Origin of the sequence: Marinobacter sp. GH_1 (genome assembly GCF_048595985.1) — a bacterium.
Lineage (GTDB): Bacteria > Pseudomonadota > Gammaproteobacteria > Pseudomonadales > Oleiphilaceae > Marinobacter > Marinobacter shengliensis.
In genome coordinates this window covers 355,032-378,100 of the sequence record NZ_CP184460.1, presented here as the reverse complement: position 1 = coordinate 378,100, position 23,069 = coordinate 355,032, and the positions used below count along the sequence as shown (strand labels likewise).

Annotated in this window: 25 protein-coding genes; 18 read left to right on the top strand and 7 right to left on the bottom strand. The window is 58.1% G+C overall.

What is annotated here, in order from left to right; all coding sequences use genetic code 11:
• Positions 1 to 65: 65 nt before the first annotated feature.
• From ACNSOI_RS01700 to ACNSOI_RS01685, 4 genes are read left to right on the top strand one after another with little or no spacing between them, the layout of a single operon-like run.
• Positions 66 to 935, top strand: coding sequence for a formate dehydrogenase accessory sulfurtransferase FdhD (locus tag ACNSOI_RS01700; RefSeq protein ID WP_420194972.1), 870 nt, complete (start codon positions 66 to 68; stop codon positions 933 to 935).
• Positions 928 to 1,515, top strand: coding sequence for a molybdenum cofactor guanylyltransferase MobA (gene mobA, locus ACNSOI_RS01695; RefSeq protein WP_420194971.1), 588 nt, complete (start codon positions 928 to 930; stop codon positions 1,513 to 1,515). Before ACNSOI_RS01700 ends, mobA begins: the two co-directional genes overlap by 8 nt.
• Positions 1,512 to 2,003, top strand: coding sequence for a molybdopterin-guanine dinucleotide biosynthesis protein B (gene mobB / locus ACNSOI_RS01690; RefSeq protein ID WP_152437146.1), 492 nt, complete (start codon positions 1,512 to 1,514; stop codon positions 2,001 to 2,003). Before mobA ends, mobB begins: the two co-directional genes overlap by 4 nt.
• On the top strand, positions 2,000 to 3,277 hold the full coding sequence (locus ACNSOI_RS01685) for a molybdopterin-binding protein (RefSeq protein ID WP_342631705.1): 1,278 nt from the start codon (positions 2,000 to 2,002) through the stop codon (positions 3,275 to 3,277). The genes mobB and ACNSOI_RS01685 overlap by 4 nt, the downstream gene beginning before the upstream one ends.
• On the opposite strand, the gene ACNSOI_RS01680 is transcribed toward ACNSOI_RS01685, so the two are convergent.
• From ACNSOI_RS01680 to ACNSOI_RS01665, 4 genes are read right to left on the bottom strand one after another with little or no spacing between them, the layout of a single operon-like run.
• Positions 3,278 to 3,754 carry a DUF6505 family protein gene (locus ACNSOI_RS01680; protein WP_138436866.1) on the bottom strand — a complete coding sequence of 159 codons (477 nt, stop codon included), beginning with the start codon at positions 3,752 to 3,754 and terminating at the stop codon, positions 3,278 to 3,280. It abuts the gene before it with no gap.
• Positions 3,751 to 4,455, bottom strand: coding sequence for a biotin/lipoate--protein ligase family protein (locus ACNSOI_RS01675; RefSeq protein ID WP_138436867.1), 705 nt, complete (start codon positions 4,453 to 4,455; stop codon positions 3,751 to 3,753). The genes ACNSOI_RS01680 and ACNSOI_RS01675 overlap by 4 nt, the downstream gene beginning before the upstream one ends.
• On the bottom strand, positions 4,452 to 5,297 hold the full coding sequence (locus ACNSOI_RS01670; protein ID WP_076657196.1) for an Mrp/NBP35 family ATP-binding protein: 846 nt from the start codon (positions 5,295 to 5,297) through the stop codon (positions 4,452 to 4,454). Before ACNSOI_RS01670 ends, ACNSOI_RS01675 begins: the two co-directional genes overlap by 4 nt.
• 18 nt (positions 5,298 to 5,315) lie before the next feature.
• The gene (locus tag ACNSOI_RS01665) at positions 5,316 to 7,295 is read right to left on the bottom strand and encodes a 4Fe-4S binding protein (RefSeq protein ID WP_420194970.1); all 1,980 of its coding nucleotides are present in this window, start codon (positions 7,293 to 7,295) and stop codon (positions 5,316 to 5,318) included.
• A gap of 152 nt (positions 7,296 to 7,447) precedes the next feature.
• On the opposite strand from ACNSOI_RS01665, the gene ACNSOI_RS01660 reads away from it, so the two are divergent.
• The 9 genes from ACNSOI_RS01660 (at position 7,448) to ACNSOI_RS01620 (ending at position 14,800) form a co-directional block, all read left to right on the top strand.
• Positions 7,448 to 8,026 (top strand): DUF3305 domain-containing protein, encoded by a 579-nt coding sequence (locus tag ACNSOI_RS01660; RefSeq protein ID WP_152437141.1) that lies wholly within the window; start codon positions 7,448 to 7,450, stop codon positions 8,024 to 8,026.
• Positions 8,026 to 8,640 (top strand): DUF3306 domain-containing protein, encoded by a 615-nt coding sequence (locus tag ACNSOI_RS01655; protein WP_058092952.1) that lies wholly within the window; start codon positions 8,026 to 8,028, stop codon positions 8,638 to 8,640. The genes ACNSOI_RS01660 and ACNSOI_RS01655 overlap by 1 nt, the downstream gene beginning before the upstream one ends.
• Positions 8,641 to 8,747: 107 nt before the next feature.
• Positions 8,748 to 9,359, top strand: a complete 612-nt coding sequence (locus ACNSOI_RS01650; RefSeq protein ID WP_152437140.1) for a TorD/DmsD family molecular chaperone — start codon at positions 8,748 to 8,750, stop codon at positions 9,357 to 9,359.
• Positions 9,360 to 9,400: 41 nt separating this feature from the next.
• Positions 9,401 to 9,589 (top strand): twin-arginine translocation signal domain-containing protein, encoded by a 189-nt coding sequence (locus tag ACNSOI_RS01645; RefSeq protein WP_058092954.1) that lies wholly within the window; start codon positions 9,401 to 9,403, stop codon positions 9,587 to 9,589.
• Between the two features lie 89 nt (positions 9,590 to 9,678).
• The gene (locus tag ACNSOI_RS01640; protein ID WP_420194969.1) at positions 9,679 to 12,564 is read left to right on the top strand and encodes a formate dehydrogenase subunit alpha; all 2,886 of its coding nucleotides are present in this window, start codon (positions 9,679 to 9,681) and stop codon (positions 12,562 to 12,564) included.
• 15 nt (positions 12,565 to 12,579) lie between these two features.
• Positions 12,580 to 13,188: a formate dehydrogenase FDH3 subunit beta gene (gene fdh3B / locus ACNSOI_RS01635; protein WP_058092956.1), complete on the top strand. Its 609-nt coding sequence runs from the start codon at positions 12,580 to 12,582 to the stop codon at positions 13,186 to 13,188.
• A gap of 85 nt (positions 13,189 to 13,273) precedes the next feature.
• Positions 13,274 to 14,446 carry a formate dehydrogenase subunit gamma gene (locus ACNSOI_RS01630; protein WP_420194968.1) on the top strand — a complete coding sequence of 391 codons (1,173 nt, stop codon included), beginning with the start codon at positions 13,274 to 13,276 and terminating at the stop codon, positions 14,444 to 14,446.
• Complete coding sequence (locus tag ACNSOI_RS01625) at positions 14,443 to 14,568, top strand: hypothetical protein (RefSeq protein WP_264754036.1); 126 nt, start codon at positions 14,443 to 14,445, stop codon at positions 14,566 to 14,568. The genes ACNSOI_RS01630 and ACNSOI_RS01625 overlap by 4 nt, the downstream gene beginning before the upstream one ends.
• Positions 14,561 to 14,800, top strand: a complete 240-nt coding sequence (locus ACNSOI_RS01620; RefSeq protein WP_420194967.1) for a sulfurtransferase TusA family protein — start codon at positions 14,561 to 14,563, stop codon at positions 14,798 to 14,800. Before ACNSOI_RS01625 ends, ACNSOI_RS01620 begins: the two co-directional genes overlap by 8 nt.
• A gap of 29 nt (positions 14,801 to 14,829) precedes the next feature.
• Here ACNSOI_RS01620 and ACNSOI_RS01615 read toward each other — a convergent pair whose 3' ends face one another.
• Positions 14,830 to 15,882 (bottom strand): AraC family transcriptional regulator ligand-binding domain-containing protein, encoded by a 1,053-nt coding sequence (locus ACNSOI_RS01615; protein WP_420194966.1) that lies wholly within the window; start codon positions 15,880 to 15,882, stop codon positions 14,830 to 14,832.
• 161 nt (positions 15,883 to 16,043) lie between these two features.
• Here ACNSOI_RS01615 and ACNSOI_RS01610 point away from each other — a divergent pair, with 161 nt between their 5' ends.
• From ACNSOI_RS01610 to ACNSOI_RS01595, 4 genes are all read left to right on the top strand, one after another.
• Positions 16,044 to 16,364 (top strand): 2Fe-2S iron-sulfur cluster-binding protein, encoded by a 321-nt coding sequence (locus ACNSOI_RS01610; protein WP_420194965.1) that lies wholly within the window; start codon positions 16,044 to 16,046, stop codon positions 16,362 to 16,364.
• Positions 16,365 to 16,484: 120 nt separating this feature from the next.
• Complete coding sequence (locus ACNSOI_RS01605) at positions 16,485 to 17,849, top strand: cytochrome P450 (protein ID WP_420195696.1); 1,365 nt, start codon at positions 16,485 to 16,487, stop codon at positions 17,847 to 17,849.
• A gap of 130 nt (positions 17,850 to 17,979) precedes the next feature.
• Positions 17,980 to 19,293 carry a peptidoglycan DD-metalloendopeptidase family protein gene (locus tag ACNSOI_RS01600; protein ID WP_420194964.1) on the top strand — a complete coding sequence of 438 codons (1,314 nt, stop codon included), beginning with the start codon at positions 17,980 to 17,982 and terminating at the stop codon, positions 19,291 to 19,293.
• A 56-nt stretch (positions 19,294 to 19,349) separates the two neighbouring features.
• The gene (locus tag ACNSOI_RS01595; protein WP_152437133.1) at positions 19,350 to 20,234 is read left to right on the top strand and encodes a mechanosensitive ion channel family protein; all 885 of its coding nucleotides are present in this window, start codon (positions 19,350 to 19,352) and stop codon (positions 20,232 to 20,234) included.
• 72 nt (positions 20,235 to 20,306) lie between these two features.
• On the opposite strand, the gene ACNSOI_RS01590 is transcribed toward ACNSOI_RS01595, so the two are convergent.
• Positions 20,307 to 21,134, bottom strand: a complete 828-nt coding sequence (locus ACNSOI_RS01590; RefSeq protein ID WP_228715473.1) for a fructosamine kinase family protein — start codon at positions 21,132 to 21,134, stop codon at positions 20,307 to 20,309.
• 95 nt (positions 21,135 to 21,229) lie between these two features.
• On the opposite strand from ACNSOI_RS01590, the gene ACNSOI_RS01585 reads away from it, so the two are divergent.
• On the top strand, positions 21,230 to 22,333 hold the full coding sequence (locus ACNSOI_RS01585) for a PilT/PilU family type 4a pilus ATPase (RefSeq protein WP_420194963.1): 1,104 nt from the start codon (positions 21,230 to 21,232) through the stop codon (positions 22,331 to 22,333).
• Positions 22,334 to 22,389: 56 nt separating this feature from the next.
• On the opposite strand, the gene ACNSOI_RS01580 is transcribed toward ACNSOI_RS01585, so the two are convergent.
• Positions 22,390 to 23,016 (bottom strand): peroxiredoxin, encoded by a 627-nt coding sequence (locus ACNSOI_RS01580; RefSeq protein ID WP_152437130.1) that lies wholly within the window; start codon positions 23,014 to 23,016, stop codon positions 22,390 to 22,392.
• Positions 23,017 to 23,069: the final 53 nt, after the last annotated feature.

The window sequence follows — 23,069 nt, the reverse complement described above, 5'->3', positions numbered from 1 at the left end:
GCTAATCTCTGGCTATGTCCGTACATAATGCGGTATGCGGAATCCGTGAGAGAGCCAGAATAATAATGACCATTGATGCCATACTTCCAGACCCGAAAGACCCTCGACTGTCCCGGGCAGTCGAGGGTGTTGGTGAAACCGGCCAACCGAAAGCCATCAGCGTTATTGAAGAGCGCCCCCTGACCATCTACCTGAACAGCCAGGAAATCGTCACCGCCATGACCATTGGCGATCACCCCGAATACCTGGCCCTCGGTTTCCTGTTGAATCAGGGCATGCTGAAAGAGACAGATCAGGTCACCGGGATTGATTTCGACGAAGAGCTGGAAGTCGTCGTGGTGCGCACCGCCGGTGTCACCGATGTCGAGGACAAGCTGGAAAAGAAAACCCGCACCTCCGGCTGTGCGGTCGGCACGGTGTTTGGTGACATGATGGCAGGGCTGGACGGGCTTTCGCTGCCAGACACCCCGGTACACACCAGTACCTTTTACGATCTCTCCTACCAGATCAACCACACCCCAAGCCTTTATATGGAAACCGGCGCCATCCATGGCACCGCGCTGTGCCAGGGCCGCAGGATTCTGGCGTACATGGAGGATGTCGGGCGCCACAACGCGGTCGACAAGATTGCCGGCTGGATGCATCAACACAACGTGTCCGCGGCTGACAAGGTGCTCTACACCACCGGCCGTTTAACCTCCGAAATGGTGATTAAAACCTCCCTGATGGGCATCCCGACCCTGATCAGCCGCTCCGGTTTCACCGCCTGGGGCGTGGATATTGCCCGCCAGGTGGGGCTAACCCTGATCGGTCGGATGCGGGGCAAAAAATTTACCTGCCTCAGTGGCCAACACCGCTTGGTGTTTGATCAGGACCTGTCTCAGGTTCCCGATGAGGACAAGAAAATGCGTCGAAAAGGGGCTGAGCATGACTGAGTGCGCCGTGATTCTGGCCGGGGGCCAGGCCCACCGAATGGGCGGTGGCGATAAAGGCCGGTTGATGCTGGGGGGCCGCTCCCTGATTCATCGGGTTATCGAGCGGATAACACCGCAGGTAGACGCCGTAGTACTGAATGCCAATGGCGATCTGTCCCGGTTCGATGATCTGGGATTGCCGGTGGTCGCCGACTCCATACCCGACTACGCCGGCCCACTGGCGGGCATTCTGGCGGGCATGGACTGGGCGGCAGAACAGGGCCATGAGTGGCTGATCAGCGTTGCGGCGGATACCCCCTCTTTTCCCCTGGACATGGTCGAGCGCCTGTCCGAATCTGGCGCCCCGGTGGTGCTGGCAGCCACACCAGACCCGGAACGTGGGCGGATACCACAGCCCACATTTGGCCGCTGGCAGGTGGCGTTGCGCCATGACCTGCGAGCGGCCCTGAACGACGGTGTGCGCAAAATTCGCCAGTGGACTCTGGCCAACGGTGAAACCCTGGTGATGTTCGATGAGGCCGACTTCTTCAACATCAATACACCGGAAGACCTGGCTTGGGCGGAGCAGCATCTGACGTGAACGTGATAGGTATCGTAGGCTGGAAGAATTCGGGCAAGACCACCCTGGCCAGCGCCGTGATTCACGAGTTGTCCAGCAGAGGTTTAACCGTTAACGCCATCAAACACGCCCACCACCTGGTGGACATAGACCAACCCGGAACCGACAGCTACAAGCACCGGCAGGCTGGCGCTCAGGAAGTGATCCTCGCGGGCGGCCAACGCTTTGCCATCATGCATGAACTCCGGGGCGCCCGGGAGCCAACTCTGGATGAGTTGCTGGCCAGGCTGGGCCCCTGCGACTGGGTCGTGGTTGAGGGATTCAAAACCAACGCCCATCCCAAAATTGAAGTTCACCGGCAGGACAGCTCCCACGCCCCCCTGTATCCGCAGGACCCAAGCATTGTAGCGGTGGCGGCGGACTATGCCGCGGATTTCCCGGGCCCGGTCTTCGACATCAACGATGTCACCGGCATCACTGACTTTATTCTGAAGCGTGAACAACCATGAGCAACGCCGCCAATAACGGGAGCCCCACGACACCGCTCCGCAACGACTGCTTTGCCCTGCCGCCCGGGGTGAACTGGACACCGGTAGACGAAGCGCTGGCGCGGCTGCGTTCCCGCCTGCACCCGGTGGTGGGTGTGGATCAAGACGTTCCGCTGGCTCAGCTCAACGGCCGGATACTGGCCAGGGATGTCTATGCCCCCAGAGCCCATCCCCCGAGCAGCAATTCCGCCGTCGATGGCTATGCCCTTGCCGGCCCTCTAACCGAAGTCCCTTGCGTGCTGCCACTGATAGATGGCCGAAGTGCGGCCGGTGAACCCTACAAGGGCCAGGTTCCCGAGGGGCACGCCATACGCATACTGACCGGCGCGGTGATGCCGGCAGGCACAGACACCGTGGTGCTGGAAGAAGACTGCGAGGTCATCGATGGCCAGCTCCACCTGAATGGCACGTTAAAGGCCGGCGCCAATCGGCGCCAAGCCGGCGAGGATATCCAGGTACAGGATTGTATTCTGACCGCCGGCACCCGGCTGACGCCCACCCAGATTTCGGTACTCGCCAGCGTCGGCATCGAATCGGTGGATGTTTACCAGCGGCTGCGTGTTGGCGTGTTGTCCACGGGAGACGAAGTCAAGCCCGTAGGTGCTCCGGTCACTGACTGGCAGATTTACGACGCCAACCGCCCGATGCTCAGCGCCATGGTGACGCAACTGGGCTATGAACTGGTCGACCTGGGCCATGCGCTGGACCGGTCCGAGGACGTTAAAGCAGCACTGGAGCGCGGTGCGGAACTCTGCGACCTGATTCTTACCAGCGGCGGCGTTTCCGCAGGGGATGAGGATCATGTGTCGAAAACCCTGAAAGCCCATGGCGAGATCAGCAACTGGCGCATTGCCATCAAACCCGGGCGTCCCCTGGCTCTGGCCATGTTCAAAGGCACACCCGTGGTGGGCCTGCCGGGCAACCCGGTGGCAGCCTGGGTGTGTGCACTACGCTTTGCCGCACCGGCCATGGCATTGCTGGCCGGGGGTGAGTGGTTTGAACCCCGGAGTTATCCGATTCCCGCCAACTTTTCCAAGAACAAAAAACCGGGGCGCAGTGAGATGTTGCGGGCACGGGTGCGGGACGGGCAGGTTGAGGTATTCGGTTCCGAGGGCTCCGGGCGGGTCACCGGACTGGCCTGGTCTGAAGGTTTGGTGGAGCTGGACGAAAGCGCGCAGAAAATCGAGCCGGGAACGCCCGTTCGCTTTATTCCTTATGGCAGCTTCGGGTTGTAATTACTCGACGCTGCCGTGCACAGCGAAGGCTTCCAGTGAGGCATCCTGCGGGGCCCGGGAACGGTAGGTTTCCTCAACCCCCAGTTCGGTCAGGGTTCGGCTGACCATCAGCAGGGTGTTGTCTTCGAAGTCCTCACACATGCTGCGCATCTGATCGATTTCTTCGCAAGCCACGGGGTAGGCCGCCTCTATGTCTGGCGCCCCGTATTGCTCGACAAAGGTTTGCGCCAGGGTCCGGCGCAACCCCTCCAGTTCGGTTTCGGTAATGTCACACACACCCACGAAACTGGCTCGACCACCGGATTCGATGCTGTACCAACCATTACTGAAGGCCTGCCGGGCTTTGCCCTTCAGCTCCGCGTCGGTCCAGTTGGAGAACTCGAATCCGCCCGAAATAGCCCATTCGCCGCTCGGCGCCGGATTCTCGAACACATTGTCATCGGACACATCCAGTCGCAGGGTTCGGGCCAGTTTCATAGGTGCTCCGCGAATTCAATCAGGCTTACGGTTTCTGTCATCACATCTTCCCGTAACAACATCCGGCCTTTGTCATCGAGGCCAACGAAGAGTCCCGGTCGCGGGTAGTCAATCTGCATGCCAAGGGTGTCGCAACGTGGTCGCCAGTCGGTATGTATGCGCTCGAATCCGCTATCCAGAAAGTAGGTCAGCCAGAGCAATGTGTGCTTGGACCAGCTTTCCAGCAGCGACATGGGGGTGATATCCACACAGCCTTCTTCACACAGGCAGGTTTCGTCCGGATTGTCACCGGGCTCGTTACCAGCCATGGTGAACGGCACATGAATCCCGATTACCAGCCAGTTCGGGTACGCCTTCGGATCAGACACGTCCGCGGCAAAGCGAACACCACCGCACACGGCACCATTCACCTTGATACGATCCGGCCACTGGAAGTGAACCGGCACCTCTGGCGGCGCCAGCGCACCCAGGCTCTCAGCCAAGCCGATCTGGGCCACGTAGACAGCCTGAATGGCCTCTTCCAGTGGCGTTTCCGGTGCCAACACAAGCGCGGCACGCAAGGTATCCTCCCCTTGCGAGTAGAAGATGGTGCCAGAATCGACCCCGGCGATGGCACGGCTGACCGCCTTGTCAAAAGGGTCGGTATGCTTGGGCACCACCTCGCCCGTCAGCAGTGGCGGGAACTGGGGAGATTGGTTCATAACACAGCCCGGGCATACACATCAGAGGCAACAATTTCGTCGGCGATTCGCTGGAATGCCCTGGCCTGGGGGCTTTCCGGTTTCGACACCACAATCGGCACGCCGCCGTCGGATCCGACCCGGATATCCAGGTCCAGCGGGATTTCGCCCAGGAAAGGCGCCCCAAGCTTTTTCGCTTCCGCCCTGGCGCCGCCAGAACCGAAGGGATGATGCTCCTTGCCGCAACCGTCGCAGACAAACGACGCCATGTTCTCGATCAACCCGAACAGGGGCACCTCCATACGGTTGAACATGTCGATGCCCTTGCGCGCGTCCATCAGGGCAATGTCCTGGGGTGTCGACACCACGACGGCGCCAGCCACGAAGAACTTCTGGCTCAGCGTCATCTGGACATCGCCGGTGCCCGGGGGCAGGTCCACCAGCAACACGTCCAGCCTGCCCCAGTCCACCTGATTCATCATCTGTTCCAGGGCACCCATCAGCATCGGCCCACGCCACACGATTGCTTCGTCTTCGGTAGTCATCAGGCCCAGCGACATCAGTGTTACGCCATGATTGCGCAAGGGCAGAATAGTGTGCCCGTCCGGGCTGGACGGGCGGCCGGAAACCCCCAGCATACGGGGCTGGCTGGGCCCGTAGACATCCGCATCTAGCAGCCCCACTTTGAGCCCCTTCGATGCCAGCGCCACCGCCAGGTTGGAGGCCACGGTGGATTTGCCAACACCCCCCTTGCCCGAGGCAATGGCGATGATCCGGCTGATGCCTCTCGGATTCTTGTCCTGCGGCCGAGGCGCATCGGTTCCGATCAGATTACTTTTGTCGGCGTTAACGTATTGAACCATACAATGTCCCGATCAGATTTAGTGGTCGCGATAGTCATCACTGGTGCGAACCCGGGGGCGCTCGCCGCTGGCCATGGGCGCACTGTCACCATGGAACTGGGCCTTCACCCGGCAATCGTCACACATCTTGATGAGCTGGACGTTGTCAGACTTGGTGTACATCCAGTGTTGGTTTTCCAGCTTTTCAACAATCCGGTTAATGGTGCTGGCAACACCAAAGGGTTTACCACACTGGATACATTCGAAGGGATCTTCACCGTGCAGGGCACGGGCGCTCAGTGCCGCCTTGGACAGGTCCAGTTGTGGTTTCAGAGTGATGGCGGTTTCCGGGCAGGTGCTCTCGCAGACACCGCACTGCACGCAGGCGTTCTCGGTGAACTGAACTTCCGGCCTGTCCGGGTGATCGCCAAGCGCACCGGTCGGGCACAGGGATACACAGGCAAGGCACAACGTGCACTTGTCTGAATCAATTTCGATGGCGCCGTAGGGCGCGCCCGCCGGCAGGGGGATGGGCGCCTCAATTTTGTCTGCCATAGCGGTGACGGCAACTCTGGTGATATCCCGGCGGCCACCCACCAGCAACACAGGTTCACTCAGGCGACCGGCATTGTCACCGGCTTCACCTAGATGTTCCGCGGCAATGACCCGAATACGGCTGGGAGAATTGTGGGTGCCCACCAGCATGGCCTTGGCCAGTTCCACTTCAGCGGCGACAGCCCGACGATCCAGTTCGCTGTCGGCCAGCATCAGCACTTCGGCATAGCCTGCACCAAAGGCCGCCAGTATCTCTGCATGACCAATGCGGTCAATCTGTTCCAGGCCAAACGGAATCACGTCGTCCGCCAGCCCGTCGTGATACCTGGCCAGGTAGGCAATGGCCTCGGCACCAGCACCCAGGCTATGAAAGACCAGCCGTGGTGCCTCGCCCGCATGCTCCCGGTAGGTCCTGGCCATCACGTCGAGCGCTTTGGTAATGGACTCAAAGGGGGTTTCGTTCATGGTAATGGCGGAGGTCGGGCAAACCGCCGCACAAGTCCCGCAACCGGCGCAGATATCGGAATCGATCTGAATGTGATCGCCGGCTGAAAATATCGCCTCCGTGGAGCAGACGTCCAGGCAACGGGTACAACCGGGCTGGTTCGCCCGCGAGTGGGCGCACAGGGATTCTTCCAGACGGAAATACACGGTTTTCTCAAACTCACCCACCCGCTCTCTGGCGGTCAGGGCAATGCGCTCCAGCTCACCGCTTTTGGCCGGGTCAGCCCAGAAATAGCCGTTGCGCTTCTGGTAGTGTGGAAATGCCGGGGCACCGCCCCGCAGATCGATGAAAATGTCGCACTCGCTGCGGGCCGTGGCCTTGGCGTCGCCATAGGCCGGTGCACCCCGGCCCGCCGGATTGAGCATTTGCAGCTGGGCAAATTCCAGCTCGAAATTGCCCAGCGCCCCCTTGGCCGAGGCCAGTTTACCCCTGGCTACGTCGTACCTGGCAGAGGGTAACTGGACAGGGCCGGCATCGCTCACAACACAGGTAACGCCAAGCTCATCCTGCACCAGTTCCGCCATCCGGATGGCCTGGTCGGTTGGGCCAACGATACAGCAGACGCCACTGGACTGAATGAGCTTTGCCGGCGCCATGGCCGCTGGCAGCTGCGCCCCGGCCATCAACGCGGCCTGCTTGGCATGCAGGCGTTTGGGATTGGCATCCGGCGCGCTCCAGCCGGCACGGTCCCGGATATCGATGGTGCTCAACGGCGCGGACTGGCCCACTTCCGCTTGCACATCCTCTCCCAGGCGCTCGAATAACGCCGCTTGCTGGCCGCAGGCAATGAGCACTTCACCAGCACCGCTCAGGTGTTCGGCGGCCGTAGCCATGTCCTTGCCACACAACTCATCCACAACAATCACCTGCCCGGCCGCCGAAGCCGCTTTCAGCGCCTCGGGACTGACGGCCTGCGTTTTTTCGCAGGTGCATAACAGAAGGGTTTTAGTTGGCGTCATCAGGAAAATTACTCTTTTAGTTATTTTTGTACGTATTGATTTCAACCGTGGCTCTTCGAGCATGCCACAGCTGTTTGGCCTTGGACAATCGGATAATTGGATAATTGCCGGGGCTCTGCTAGCTTCAAGAGACAATAAGAAAGAGAAACATCATGAGCAGTCGTACGGACAGTTGGAAACGAGAATTGCCGGTCGGCGCGGTGGTTCGGCGTACCCCCGGAATCACCCGGTGGGCACGTGATATCTGGACACCCGTTGCTGTGATTCCCGGTGCGCCAGAGGCGTTCTGGAAAGAAATGGTCCGCAATGGCGATGTGGTGGATTACCACGCCGGCACCGTGACCATGGAGCTGTTTCGTGCTGATGTGGAAGGTTACCTTGTTTCCCTCAACATGGCCGTCCCCTCTGTTTGGGTCGTGTTGGACAGAGATACCACCGGTCAGTCCCCGGCGGGATGGGTCGTCACCACCATCACCGCCAGCGCCCATGAAGCCCTCGATACCCTGGACAGCGGCGAAAGCATCGTCGAACCCGTTCCGATCCCAGAGTCACTGGCGGCCTGGATCAAAGAATTTATTGATATGCACTTCGTCGATGAGCCCTTCAAGAAACGCCGCCGCGACCGGGTTGACGTAGATGCCGTCGAAGAGGGCAAAGGCGACCCCCGTATTCGTCAGGAGAGCGACGTTTACCGGGCTCCGACAAACATCAAAAAACCGAATGTGCAGTGATGACTGAATCACGTTTGCAAAGATGGTCGCGCAAGAAAGCCGAAGCCAGCAAGCAGGCTGGCCCCACCACCCCCTTACCTGTTGAGAATGAGCCCCCCGCCGAAGAGCAGGAGCTCGCAATTAACCAGGCGCTGCCTGAGCACGAAGTGCTCGAAAAATACGGCTTGCCGGATCCGGACACCATCACACTCGGCACCGACATCACCGGGTTCATGCGCAAGGAGATCCCCGAATTGTTGCGCCGCAAGGCACTGCGCGCACTCTGGAAATCCAACCCAGTCCTGGCGGTGCTGGATGGCCTCAACGACTACGACGAGGACTACACAGACGCGGCAACCGCAGGCGAAGCCGTCAAGACGTTGTACAAAGTCGGCCAGGGCATGTTCGACAAAACGGCGACAAAGACCGAACCAACAATAGAACACGCAGAACCGCAGACCGGCGAGCCGGAACCAGTCAATACCCGGGAAACTTCGCCACCGGAGGGGTCTTCGGAACCAGAGCCAGCCATTGACTCTTCAAGCCAGCCCAGGCAACCACCATCGCTGTCGGACGCGCAGGATGAAGAGGCAGAACCGGCCCCACGTTACCGGCCAAGAATGAGGTTTGATTAAACACCACCACAAACCGGACATGTCTCGAGACTGGTTGCGCCATCGCCCTTTCGGGACTATAAATCTAGATAGCACAAAATTTGAACAACAACATGAAGGAACGTGATTTGGCCAACACTGCTGAAAGCCTTTGTCCTCGCTCGATCAGTGAAGAGGATCGAGCCAGAGCCCAGATTTACCAGCTACTGGGCACCCTGTTGAGCAACCCACCGTCAAGTGAGTTGCTGAGGGGGCTGGCGACTCTCAAGGGCGACGACACCCTCATTGGGTCTGCCTCGAAGAACCTTGCGGCCCTCGCCCAACGCACCTCGGCCACCGACGCGGAGCGAGAGTATAACAATCTGTTCGTGGGCCTTGGCCGTGGAGAGCTGCTGCCTTACGCCAGCTATTACCTGACCGGGTTCCTGAACGAAAAGCCTCTTGCGAACCTTCGCAGTGATTTGATGGCAAGGGGCATCCGTGCCCGTGCCGACGTCAAAGAGCCGGAAGATCACATGGGCACGCTGTGTGAAACCATGGCGGGCATTATCACCGGCGAATTTGAGTGCGACAGCGACCTGCCGTCGCAAAAAGCGTTTTTTGACGCCCACATGGCAAAGTGGGCGCGATTGTTTTTTACCGATCTGGAGCAAGCGCAAAGTGCCATCTTCTACGCCCCCGTGGGCTCGCTTGGTAAAGCATTCATGGCCGTAGAAGCAGACGCCTTTGCAATCCAGTAACCGGGATCAGCTCGATCCCCTGAACCAGGTGGAGATGTTGTATGAACGACCGTAATAAAGAAAACAGCCGCCGACATTTTTTGCGGATGGCCGTTGCCGCTGCCCCCGCTGCAGTTGCAATGACGGTAGCACCGAACGCCGCAGCCGAGGTCGTTAAAGACGTACCGAAAAGCAGCGGCCTGCGCGACACAGAACATACGCGCAAGTATTTCGAATCGGCTCGCTTTTGACCGGAGCCAGGCCGTTCAAGATTGCGTGATGCTCTTGGATGACCCTGCCCCCGGTAGAACGAGAACAATAAAAGAGAGAGGTATTGGACATGTTAAGGAAGAAAACCAACGGGGTAGCGAAAGGCCCCCGGGCGGGTTCTTTACTTTCATCCCTCGCTGCAACCACCATGGACCGACGGGGCTTTTTGACCGCCTCCGGAGTTGCCGTGGGCGGGCTGGCTGCGTTGTCGTTACCAACCACACGGGTACAGGCCTCAACGCCATCGACTGAAGGCGGAAACGTCGTTCGCAGAAAATCCGTGTGTACCCACTGCTCGGTAGGCTGCACGGTGGAAGCGGAGGTTCAGAACGGCACCTGGATTGGTCAGGAGCCTGGATGGGACAGCCCCTTCAACATGGGCGCCCACTGCGCCAAAGGCGCTTCGGTACGGGAGCATGCCCACGGTGAGCGCCGTCTGAAGTCACCCATGAAAATGGTGAACGGTCAGTGGCAGAAGATCTCCTGGGACGACGCCATCAACGAGATTGGCGACAAGATGCTCCAGATTCGCGACGAGAGCGGCCCGGATTCCGTCTATTGGCTCGGCAGCGCGAAGTTCAACAACGAGCAGGCCTATTTGTTCCGGAAGTTTGCCGCTTACTGGGGCACCAACAACGTCGACCACCAGGCCAGGATCTGTCACTCCACCACCGTTGCCGGTGTAGCCAATACCTGGGGCTACGGGGCGATGACCAACTCCTACAACGACATCCACAATTCCAAGGCCATCTTCCTGATAGGGGGCAACCCGGCCGAAGCACACCCGGTATCGCTGCTGCACATTCTTAAAGCCAAGGAAGAAAACAACGCACCACTGATTGTCTGCGATCCACGCTTCACCCGAACGGCCGCTCATGCCGACGAGTTTGTGCGCTTCCGCCCAGGTTCAGACGTCGCGCTGATCTGGGGCATTCTCTGGCACATATTCGAAAATAAATGGGAAGACAAAGAGTTTATCCGCACCCGCGTTTATGGCATGGAGCAGATTCGCGAAGAGGTTAAACGCTGGAACCCCGAGGAGGTAGAGCGAGTAACCGGTGCACCCGGAGCGCAACTGGAGCGGGTTGCCCGTACCTTGGTCAACAATCGCCCGGGCACGGTGATCTGGTGCATGGGTGGTACCCAGCATACCAACGGCAACAACAACACCCGTGCCTACTGCGTACTGCAACTGGCTCTGGGCAATATGGGCGTAGCCGGCGGCGGCACCAACATTTTCCGCGGCCACGACAACGTACAGGGCGCAACCGATCTGGGCGTACTGGCCGATACCCTGCCCGGCTACTACGGCCTGACCGCCGGTTCCTGGGCCCATTGGGCACGGGTCTGGGAAGAGGACATGGACTGGCTGAAGGGTCGTTTTGCCACTTGGGACAAAGATGGCAAATCCCGGGCCATGATCAACGAAAAAGGCATTCCGGTATCCCGCTGGATAGATGGCGTTCTGGAAGCCAAGGAAAACCTCGAGCAGCCCGACAACACCCGGGCCATGGTGCTGTGGGGCCATGCACCTAATTCGCAGACCCGTATGCTGGAAATGAAAGAGGCCATGGAGAAGCTCGACCTGCTGGTTGTGGTGGACCCCTTCCCGACGGTGTCAGCGGTGCTCCATGATCGTAAAGATGGTGCTTACCTGCTGCCGGCCACCACCCAGTTCGAGACTACAGGTTCGGTGACCGCCTCGAACCGCTCTCTGCAGTGGCGTGAAAAAGTGATTGAGCCTCTGTTCGATTCAAAGGTCGACCACGAAATCATGAAGCTCCTTGCGGACAAGTTTGGCTTCACCGATCGCATGTTCCGCAATATCGCCATTGAGGGCAACGAGCCACTGATTGAGGACATCACCCGCGAGTTCAACCGTGGCATGTGGACCATTGGCTACACCGGCCAGTCGCCAGAGCGCCTGAAAAAACACATGCAGTATCAGCACCACTTCGACAAGACCACCTTGCGCGCAGTGGGCGGACCCTGTGATGGAGACACCTACGGTTTGCCCTGGCCCTGCTGGGGCACAGCGGAGATGAACCACCCGGGTACGCATATCCTGTACGACATGTCGGTGCCAGTCTCCAAAGGCGGCCTCACCTTCCGGGCGCGATTCGGGGTGGAACACAACGGCCAGAACATTCTGGCAGACGGTGTTTACTCCAAAGACTCCGAAATCAAGGATGGTTACCCGGAATTCACCATGCAAATGCTGATGGATCTGGGCTGGGACAGCGATCTGACCACAGAGGAACGGGCTGCCATCGAAGCTGTTGGCGGACCAACCGCGAACTGGAAAACGGACCTGTCAGGCGGTATCCAGCGGGTGGCCATCAAGCACGAATGCGCGCCCTTCGGTAATGCCAAGGCCCGCACCATCGTCTGGAACTTCCCGGACCCCGTGCCACTGCACCGTGAACCGCTGTATACCAATCGTCGCGACCTGATCGAGGACTATCCAACCTACGCTGACAAGACCTTCTGGCGAGTGCCAACGCTGTACGAATCGATTCAGAAGAATGACTTCAGCAAGGACTTCCCCATCATTCTGACCTCCGGTCGACTGGTGGAATACGAAGGGGGTGGCGACGAAACCCGCTCAAACCCCTGGCTGGCAGAACTCCAGCAGGACATGTTCATTGAGGTGAATCCGCGCGACGCGAATAACATGAACATTCGCGACGGCAGGGATGTCTGGGTGTCTGGCCCGGAGGGCGCGCGCATCAAGGTGAAAGCAATGGTTACCGAAAGGGTTGGTGAAGGCGTGGCCTTCATGCCATTCCACTTCGGCGGTCACCTGCAAGGCGAGGATCGCAGGCACAAATATCCAAAGGGTGCCGATCCTTACGTATTAGGTGAATCCACAAACACCGTTCAGACATACGGGTACGACTCGGTCACGCAGATGCAAGAGACCAAGTGCACCCTGTGTGCCATCGAACCAGCATAACAAGAGGTGTAGACCATGGCACTTGAAGGACAAGCAAGAGCAAAATTCCTTTGTGACGCCGAGCGCTGCATCGAATGTAATGCTTGCGTGACAGCCTGTAAGAACGAGCACGAAGTCCCCTGGGGCATTAACCGCCGCCGCGTGGTCACCATCGAAGATGGTAAACCCGGTGAGCGGTCTATCTCGGTAGCCTGCATGCACTGTTCAGACGCGCCCTGTATGGCCGTTTGCCCAACAGACTGCTTCTACCAGACCGCAGACGGCATCGTGCTGCACTCCAAGGACCTGTGCATTGGGTGCGGCTATTGTTTTTACGCCTGCCCCTTCGGCGCGCCGCAGTTCCCCCAGGCGGGCAACTTTGGCAGCCGTGGCAAGATGGACAAGTGTACGTTCTGTGCAGGTGGTCCTGAGGAAGACCATTCAACCACGGAGTTCAACAAGTACGGTCGCAACCGTATTGCAGAGGGCAAGCTGCCGCTCTGTGCGGAAATGTGCTCAACCAAAGCCCTGTTGGCCGGTGATGGCAACACGGTTTCGGACATCTATCGCCAGCGAGTGGTGAACCGCGGTTTCGGTTCCGGCGCCTGGGGATGGGGCACAGCTTACGAGAAGAAGGGCGCTTAAGCCCGCCGGACAGTTCCGGGGCCCCAGGGCCCCGGAACTGATTGCGGCGACGTCTTCTTTTGGTCCATTCCGCTGGAGCACTCTGATGAAAACAACACTATTGGGTGCCGCCCTGCTTGCAATGGCGACACTGCTTTTCAACCCTGCCTGGGCGGATAATGCTCCGGCGGTTGATCGAACCGCGACCGGGGGCGCGCAAACCCTCGAAGATATCATGGCTCGCCAGCAACAGCTGAAAATGGACGAGTCGTTCCGGTCTGAAAACCTCGGCAACCCGGCCAACGCCAAGCCGATCACGGAGCAACTGGGCACCCGGGGCGGCGTGTCAGACTCCGATGTCTGGCGGGGCATCCGCTACAACCAGAGCGATATCAAAACCCAGGCCAGGGGCCCCGGGGCCGATGTGCTGATTCAGGACGGCGGCATGCCCTGGTACAAGCTCCGGGAAGGCCCCATGATCACTTACGGCGGTGGCGCCCTTCTGGGCATCATTCTGCTGCTGGTGGTGTTCTACTTTGTTCGCGGCAGAATCATGATTGATGGTGGCCCCTCCGGCACCAAAATCGAACGATTCAAAGCCATCGAACGCTTTGGTCACTGGCTGCTGGCGGGTTCGTTTATCGCACTGGCCCTGACCGGCCTGATCACCCTGATGGGGCGAAGTTTCCTGATTCCGGTCATCGGGCACGAGGCCTATTCAACCCTCGCCGTGGGCTCCAAGTGGTTGCACAACAACATTGCCTGGGCCTTTATGCTGGGCCTGATAATGACCTTCTGCATGTGGGTAGTGCACAACATACCCAACAAGCTGGACTGGCAGTGGATCAAGGCGGGCGGCGGCATCTTCACCAAGTCCCACCCCTCCTCGAAGAAGTTCAATGCCGGCCAGAAGATCATTTTCTGGACCGTGATGCTGCTGGGTGTCTCTGTGTCCCTGTCAGGCCTGTCGCTGCTGTTCCCGTTTGAAATGCCCATGTTCGCCGGCACCTTCAGCGTCATCAATAGCGTTATCGGTACCGACTTCCCGACCGCGCTGACACCCCATGAAGAAATGCAATACGCCAATATCTGGCACTCAATCGTTGCCTTCGCGATGATGGTGGCCATCATCGCCCATATCTACATCGGCTCGGTTGGCATGGAAGGCGCGTTTGATGCCATGGGCAACGGCCAGGTTGATCGCGAATGGGCCCGCCAGCATCACGACCTGTGGGTGGAAGAGGTTGAAGCGAAACAAGGCAAAGGGGGTTCATCATGAAAGTTATGGCAGCCGCGTTTGTCGTGGCCCTGGTCATTGCTTTTTGTGCGCCGGTGGTACTGAACCAGTTTGGCTGGTCCTCTGCGGAACAAGGCAGCTCCACGAGTGTGCGCCTTGACTGACGAGACAGAGGTATACCAGATTGACGCCGTCGGTCTGGTATGCCCGCTTCCGGTTTTGCGTTTCAAAAAACGCACGCAGAACCTGCCAAGCGGCACCCTTGTGGAATTCCTGGCGGATGACGTCAGCGGCCGTCGCGATTTACAGGCGTTGTGCGAGATCACCGGCCACAGGATTGAATCGGTCCACGAGGAAGATAACGGTGTGATCCGTTATCGTATTTGCCTCGCCTGAGACCAAGCCCACCGCGTCGGCCTCGGCGATCACGCCTGTGATATCAGCTGCCGACGATACTGATCCGGTGCAACGCCAAACCACCGCTTGAATGCCCTGCGGAAATTGGCGCCATCGTGGTAATTAAGCAGCTCCGCAATGGCTTCAACAGACACCGAGCTGTCGCGGAGATATCCGATCGCCTGCTGCGACAGGATGCCGTCCCTGAGCTGTCGAAAGCTGGTGCCTTCCGCTTTCAGTCTTCTGGCCAGTGTGCGCTTGCAGATAAACAACGCGGCGGCGGCCTCTTCCTCTGTCAAGACGCCCGGCGGATGGGAAAGCATCATTTTCTGTACCTGGTATTTGCAGCTCTCACGGTCTGACTGCAATTGCGCCAGCATGCCTTCACACTGCTTCAGCGCCATCATGTAGTTCTCATGGTTGGCGGACGCATTGGGCTCCTTGCACACGTCGAGCGGGATGTTCAGCGCCAGGGAGGTTGCCCCAAACGTAATCGCACCGGGAATGTAGTCAGCGTAGCAATCCCGGTAAGCCGGCGCCTCATGCAGGAAACCACACGCCACCTCCTTCACCGGCCGGCCCACGATAAACTCGGCACAATCAAAAAAGATCACCGCAAAGCTTTCACTCAGCACCCGCTGCAGCTGCTCGGGCAGCTCCATATGAAAATGGCAGGTCAGCTCCAGCCAGCCATCCCTGGTGGCCATTTCCAGGCGGGCGAGGTTCATCCGGGTTGGCAGGAAGACCTGGAAAGCCCGAATGGCCGTCAGCAGGTCCGGGCTGCTGTTGACCAGAAACCCCATGGCGCCGTGGGTGGGCGACGTCAGGCGCCGGCCCAGGCGTAACCCGAAGGTGTCGTCATTCGCCAGCTGCAAACTGTTTTGCAGTATCTGCAGTTGCTGCTGCGGGGTCAGCAAGGTGTCTTCCTGCAGGAGCTGATCAACCGACAACTGAGTCATCGCCAGCAGGTCTGACACGCCTCGGGCCTGCAAGCCCAGCTCCCGGGCAATCAAACGGCTGTAGTTCGAGGGAATACACGGCTGGCTCAGGTCAATGTCGCGCATCGTTATTCTTGTATCCATGTATGAGCGCCGGATAACCGTCCGCTAATGCAGACAGGCGGATGTTTTGAGTGTCTTTAAATGACCCCGCTCTGTCAATTAATGACCTGCCACCCACCTCTCACTGAACGTAATCTGGCCTTCACTGAGTTAACTCCAAAAACAACAGAGGTAAAGCACCTATGGGTCAGATCACATTTATCGAGCACAACGGCACCACCCATGTGGTCGAGATTGCCGAGGGCCAGACGCTGATGCAGACCGCCGTTGACAACGGCATCCCCGGAATCGACGCCGATTGCGGCGGCGCCTGTGCCTGCGGCACCTGCCATGTGATTGTTGATCAGGACTGGATTCAGGCCACCGGCAACATCAATGCCGATGAACAGGGCATGCTCGGCCTCACACCGGAGAAAACCGACACCTCCCGTTTGTCTTGCCAGGTCACCGTCTCGGAAGCCTTGGATGGCCTGATCGTGCGCCTGCCCGAGTTTCAGATGTAAGCGGCCAACAGGGTTGTAGATGCCGGCGGGGCACATCCGGCGATGACCAAACAACGGAGTTAAACGAGGTATTGCATGAGCCTTCTGAGTTCACTGATTGAGCCCGCACTGAAGCCGGTTATGGATAGGGCTGCGGCGATGATTCCTGTTCACTGGCAAGTCCGCGGTGCCCACGCCGTTCAGAGCGTCAAACAGCGGACCGGCAGGAGCCGGGCCGTCCCGGTATTCCAGGAGGTTCCGCTACCGGATGTATCGACCCTGGCACTGCAAGACATCGACGTCAGCAACCCCTTCCTTTATCGACAAGGCCTTTGGCGATCCTATTTCAAGCGGTTGCGGGATGAGTGCCCGGTGCATTTCCAGAAGCACAGTCCATTCGGTCCGTTCTGGTCGATCACTCGCTATGAAGACATCCTGTTTGTGGACACCCGCCATGACCTGTTCTCCGCCGAACCCATCATTTCCATCGGGCCCCAGCCGGAGGGCCTGGAAATTGAAACCTTCATTGCCATGGACCCACCCAAACACGACGTTCAACGACAAGCCGTCCAGGGCGTGGTAGCACCGAAGAACCTGGCACAAATGGAAGCGCTGATTCGCAGCCGCACCGCCGACGTGTTGGACCACCTGCCGGTGGATGAGCCTTTTGACTGGGTACAACGGGTATCGGTTGAACTCACGTCCCGTATGCTGGCCACCCTGTTCGATTTCCCCTTTGAGCAGCGCCACAAATTGGCTTACTGGTCGGATGTGGCCTCCGGCGCGCCGGAATCCACCGGGGGGCACGCCAACCGTGACGAGTTTTTCCGGGCGGCCGCCGATATGGCGCAGCAGATGTCGTTGTTGTGGCGAGAAAAGGAGGCACGGAAAGCTGCCGGCGAAGAAACCGGATTCGATCTGATCAGCTTGCTGCTGGCCAACGAGGACACCCGGGATATGATCAACCGCCCCATGGAGTTTATGGGCAACATGGTGCTGCTGATCATCGGCGGCAACGATACCACCCGTAATTCCATGACCGGAGGCGTGCTGGCGCTTAACCAGTTTCCAGAGGAGTTCACAAAACTCAAACAGAATCCCGAGCTGATTCCCAATATGGTGTCCGAGATCATCCGCTGGCAAACACCCTTGGCCTACATGCGCCGAGTGGCCAAAAAAGACGTGACACTAAACGGCCAGATCATCAAAGAGGGTGACAAGGTGGTGATGTGGTACGCCTCGGGCAATCGGGATGAGCGGGCCTTCGAGCAAGACCCGGACCAGTTCATTATTGATCGGAAAAACGTGCGTAAGCATCTTTCCTTCGGTTTCGGCGTGCACCGCTGCATGGGTAACCGCCTGGCAGAATTGCAGCTCAGGATCTTATGGGAGGAGATACTGAAACGCTTTGACCGTATTGAAATTTTGGCAGAGCCCGAGTACGTTCAGTCCAATTTTGTACGAGGCTACAGTGCGATGACGGTAAAACTCTCCGCCAAGCCCTGACGAGGAGGGTTAACACCGGATGGGCATCACCTGTTAAACTGCTTTCGGAGCATGCCCGCAGGGCGTGCAGTACGCAATCAGGTTTAAAGCTTGTCGGAACGGTTTTAGGGCGAGCGGGGTTTATTGAACGATGGCAAAGCAACAGGCATTCACTCCAACTCACAAGGTGCTGCTTGGCATCACCGTGCTCATGGTGCTGATTGCCAGCTTCTGGTCCACACAAAGCTCATCCGCGAAGATACCCGCCCTTCCGGTTGAGCCCCTGGTTACCCCTACAGATCCCTCTGACAGCGTTGAGACGCTGCCCAATACGCTTGCCGAATCCCGTTCAGACACCCGCACCCAGCACCACGAAGTTCAGCCCGGCGATACCCTGAGCAGTATTTTCAGCCGCCACGGGGCACCCACGTCTGATCTGTACAAAATCATGGAAACGGATGTGGAATACCTGGCCCTGGAAACCCTGCAACCCGGCACCCAGCTGCGGCTGACCTTCGACGATCAGGACAGGTTCACCGAGCTTGCCCTTGTGCTTGATTCCGCCCGCACCGTTTTCTATACCCGCACCGACGATGACCAGTTCGAATACCGACGGATGGAAGCAGACACTCATTGGGTGTCTGAAGTGCTGAGAGGTTCCATTGAAGGCAGCTTCTACGTTTCTGCGGTAAAAGCAGGGCTCACCGCGCACCAGATTGCCTCGGTCAACCAGTTGCTTGAACACCGCCTGAATTTCCGGCGGGATTTACGTGCCGGCGACCAGTTTGCCGTCATCATCAGCCATGAAATGACCGATGATCAAAGCACCGGTAAAACCCGGGTTGAAGCGGTTTCGCTGAAGCGGGGGAGTCGCACACACACCGCGTTCCGGTTTGAGGACGGCAATTACTACGACCAAAACGGAAAAAGTGTGCTGCCCGCGTTTCGCCGCTGGCCCACCCAGACGCCTTACCGGGTCAGCTCCCACTTCAATCTGAACCGCAAGCACCCGGTAACCAAGCGAATCGCCCCGCACAACGGCGTTGATCTGGCCACCCCCATTGGCACCCCCATTTTCAGTACCGGCGATGGCATCGTGCAGCGAGTAGGTAACCATCCTTTCGCAGGCAAGTACATCGACATCGACCACGGCAACGCTTACAAAACCCGCTACCTGCATCTGCACAAGATTCTGGTCAAGAAAGGACAGTCCATTCAGCGGGGTGAGAGAATTGCGCTGTCTGGCAATACCGGGCGCAGCACCGGCCCTCACCTGCATTTTGAGCTGCATGTGAATGGACGGCCGGTGAATCCTCTGAAAGCAGATATACCTACTGCAGCGGACATCCCCAGTGAACACGCCAAAGCGTTCAAAGAGGACGCTTCCTACAAACTCGCTGTTATGGAGCGGGCGGGTAGTCGGTCTAATCTGATGTTGGCGGGCGCTCGGGTTTCGTTTGACTGAACCCGACCATTCAGCACGGGTAACCATCAACCGCTTATAGCCCAAGGATGCTAGCTATGCCCGAAAGCCTGGCCTGGTTTCCAGACAACCTCACCCTGCCGGATTCCGCCTTACCACTGCTGATCAGCACCACGCTCCTGATCCTTGGTGTGATTGCCCTGAGGGTTGTCATCGCAGGGGTTATCCGGCGCAACGTGGCGTCTTCTGAACTGCGCGGCCGGCTCTTGGTCAATTCCCGAAACGCACTGGTGTTACTGGCGGTGTTCGGCCTGGTCTTTATCTGGGGCGAGCAGCTTCGCTCCCTGGCCCTGTCGATTGTCGCCATCGCGGTAGCGTTTGTAGTGGCCACCAAGGAACTGATTCTTTGTGTGTCCGGCTCCATTCTCAAAGGCGGTGCCGGCTCATTCAGCATTGGCGATCGTATTCAGGTAAAGGATTTTAGGGGTGATGTGATCGACCAGACCCTGCTGACCACCACGCTGCTGGAAGTTGGGCCCGGCAAGGCCAGCCATCAGCGCACCGGGCGGATGATCGTGTTGCCCAATGCGTTGTTTGTATCGGAGCCAGTCACTAATGAGAGTTTTACCGACCACTGGGATTTTCATGTCTTTACTGTGCCTTTCAAACGCGAAGATAACTGGCCAGCGGCCCGGGAGGCCCTGTTAAATGCCGCAAACCACCACTGCGAGCCGTATCTAGATATTGCCCGCAAGTACATGAGCAAAGTGGGTACGGCCCGAGGACTGGAAGTGCCCTCTGTCGATCCCAGGGTCACGATCCAGGCTCCAGCCGCCGGAGAGATTCATCTAACCGTCCGCTTACCCACCCGCACTGGGCAACGCAGTTATATCGAGCAGGCCATTCTGTCAGAGGTTTTTCTGAACAATGATTTTTCTGCCAAGAAAGCTGAGCCCGAAACAAGCAAACCCACGAAGGAATAGTTCAAACTTCCAGTTGTCAAAAATAGTCGAACCTTGTCGTTTTGATCTGCTTTCAGTGGTCGCATCTGCTGGTCAGACCCTCGCAACTACCTTCATACCCCGTTCGCATCCCCCCAGATAACCGGCGCCAAACAGGTTGTAGTGATTCAGGTAATGGTAGAGGTTATAGATCTCGCGCTTGGTGGTATAGACCTCTGAGCGAGGATAAACACTGTCATAAGCGCTATAAAAGGCCGCACCAAAGCCGCCAAACATTTCCGTCATGGCAATGTCCGCTTCCCGGTCACCCTGGTACACCGCAGGGTCAATTAACCAAGGGCCGTCGTAATCGAACAACACGTTGCCATTCCACAAATCACCGTGCAGAAGGCTGGGGTGCTCGCAGTGGCTGTCCAGCCAGCGGGTAAGCGCAGCGCTACTTTGGTCAAGAACGCGTTGAAACCTTTCTCTAATAACCGGATCAGCAATCCGGCTGACCTGGTACCGGAGTCGATAGTCGACAAAGAACCGCCCCCAGGAGTCCATATACTCATTGGGTTGCGGTGACAAACCGATGTAATTATCCCGGCCCCAGCCGTAGTGTTCCCGCTTTTGTTGGTGTAATCGGGCCAAGCCTTCACCGAGCAGGGTCAGGCATCGGTCGTCCGGGGCAACCGACACGATCTGGGTCATCACCAGCTGGTGCTGATCGACCTCAGCCACTTGCGGAATTCTCAAATGCTCGACACCAACCTGCACCAACGCTTCGCGAAGGCTTTCGAGCCCCTCCGCCTCGCGGGTTAATGCATCAGAAAATCCGGTGGTGTTGGTTTTGACGAACATTCGATCACCTCGACCGTGGGGGCAAAAGTGCCTCCTTACTAGATAAAATTCTGCATATCGGCACAAAACGTAAAGCATAATTTTTACCTGCAAGTAAAAATAGGGTTGTCCGGCCAATCGCCATAACCCTGGGTCTAGCCTATGCTTCGAGGAAAGCCATTCAAGGAGCCTCCATGGAACTGCCCGCCTACCTGAAAGTCATGGCCAACAAGGGCGCCTCTGACCTTTTCTTTTCTACCGGTTCACCGGTGATGATGAAGGTCGAGGGCAAAACCGGCCCGATCACCCAGAACCCCCTGGCCTCGGGCGCGGTCCGGCAACTGGCCTATTCGGTGATGAACGACAAGCAGCGGGCCGAGTTCGAGAAGAACCTGGAACTGGACATGGCAATCGGGGTGAACGAGGTTGGGCGCTTCCGGGTGAATGTGTTCTGGCAACGCGGCGAAGTCAGTATGGTGGTGCGCCATCTGCGCAACGACATTCCCTCCATTGAAAGTCTTGGCCTGCCATCGGTGCTGAAAGAACTGATTATGGAACCCCGTGGATTGATACTGGTGGTTGGCTCTACCGGCTCCGGTAAATCCACCACCCTGGCCTCGATGATTGACCACCGTAACGGCAACCAGTCTGGCCACATTCTGACGGTGGAAGACCCCATTGAATACACCCACAACCATAGGAAAAGCGTGGTTAACCAGCGGGAAGTGGGGGTAGACACCCGCTCCTATAACGAAGCCCTGCGCCGGGCCATGCGGGAAGCGCCGGATGTCATCATGATTGGCGAAATACGCGATCGGGACACCATGAAACACGCCCTCACCTATGCAGAAACCGGCCACCTGTGCATCTCCACCCTGCACGCCAGCAACGTGGACCATACCATGCGCCGGATTGTGAACTTCTTTCCCGAGCACGCCCACAAGGAGCTGTTCATGGATATGAGCATGCACTTGAAAGCGGTGGTGGCCCAGCGACTGCTGAAGGGCAAAGACGGCAAACGGGTGGTCGCCGTGGAAGTAATGCTTGCCAGCCCCTACATTCGGGATTTGATCTCCAAGGGTGAGATAGATGGCATTGCCGACATCATGACCCGGGGCGGCGAACGGGGCATGAAGACCTTCGACCAGGCCATTCTTGAACTTTACGATCAGAGCAAGATTACCCGGGAAGAGGCACTCAGCAATGCCAACTCCAGGCACAATCTTGAGGTGAAGATCCGCCTGGCCAGCGGTGGCTTACAATCGCCCAGCGACCTGCTGAGCATTGACGAAAGCTGAGTTTTACAACGAAAAACGCCCCGATTAACGGGGCGCTTTCTGGACCGGAGACCTGATCAGATCTTGGTCATTCTCAGGTAAGGACGCAGTTCGTTCCAGCCCTGCGGGAACATTTCCTTGGCCTTTTCGTTGTCGATAGACGGCGGAATGATTACTTCACCACCCTTGCGCCAGTCGGCGGGCATCGCACACTTGTTGGCATCCGCAAACTGCAGTGCGTCAATGGCGCGCAGGATCTCGTCGAAGTTACGACCAACCGCCATCGGGTAGGTCATGGTCAGGCGTACTTTCTTGTTCGGGTCGATGATGAACACGCTGCGCACAGCGGCGGTTTCGCTCTCGCCCGGGTGAATCATTTCGTACAGCTGAGCAATCTTGAAGTCTTCGTCGGCAACGATCGGGAACTGCAGATCACAGCTCTGGGTGTCGTTAACGTCGTCAATCCACTTCAGGTGCTCTTCTACCGAGTCGGTAGACAGACCCAGAGGCTTGACGTTGCGAGCTGCGAACTCTTGCGCCAGCTGGGCAGTCCGGCCCATTTCAGTGGTGCATACCGGGGTGAAGTCCGCCGGGTGGCTGAAGAAGAACACCCAGGAATCGCCTGCCCACTCGTGGAAGCTCATCTTGCCTTTGGTGGTGTCTACGTTGAAATCCGGGGCGGTTTCGCCGAGTCGAATTGTCATGTCATTTCTCCTGTCGGGTTTTCACATCAGTGGTTTTGTTAACAGCAAGTTCA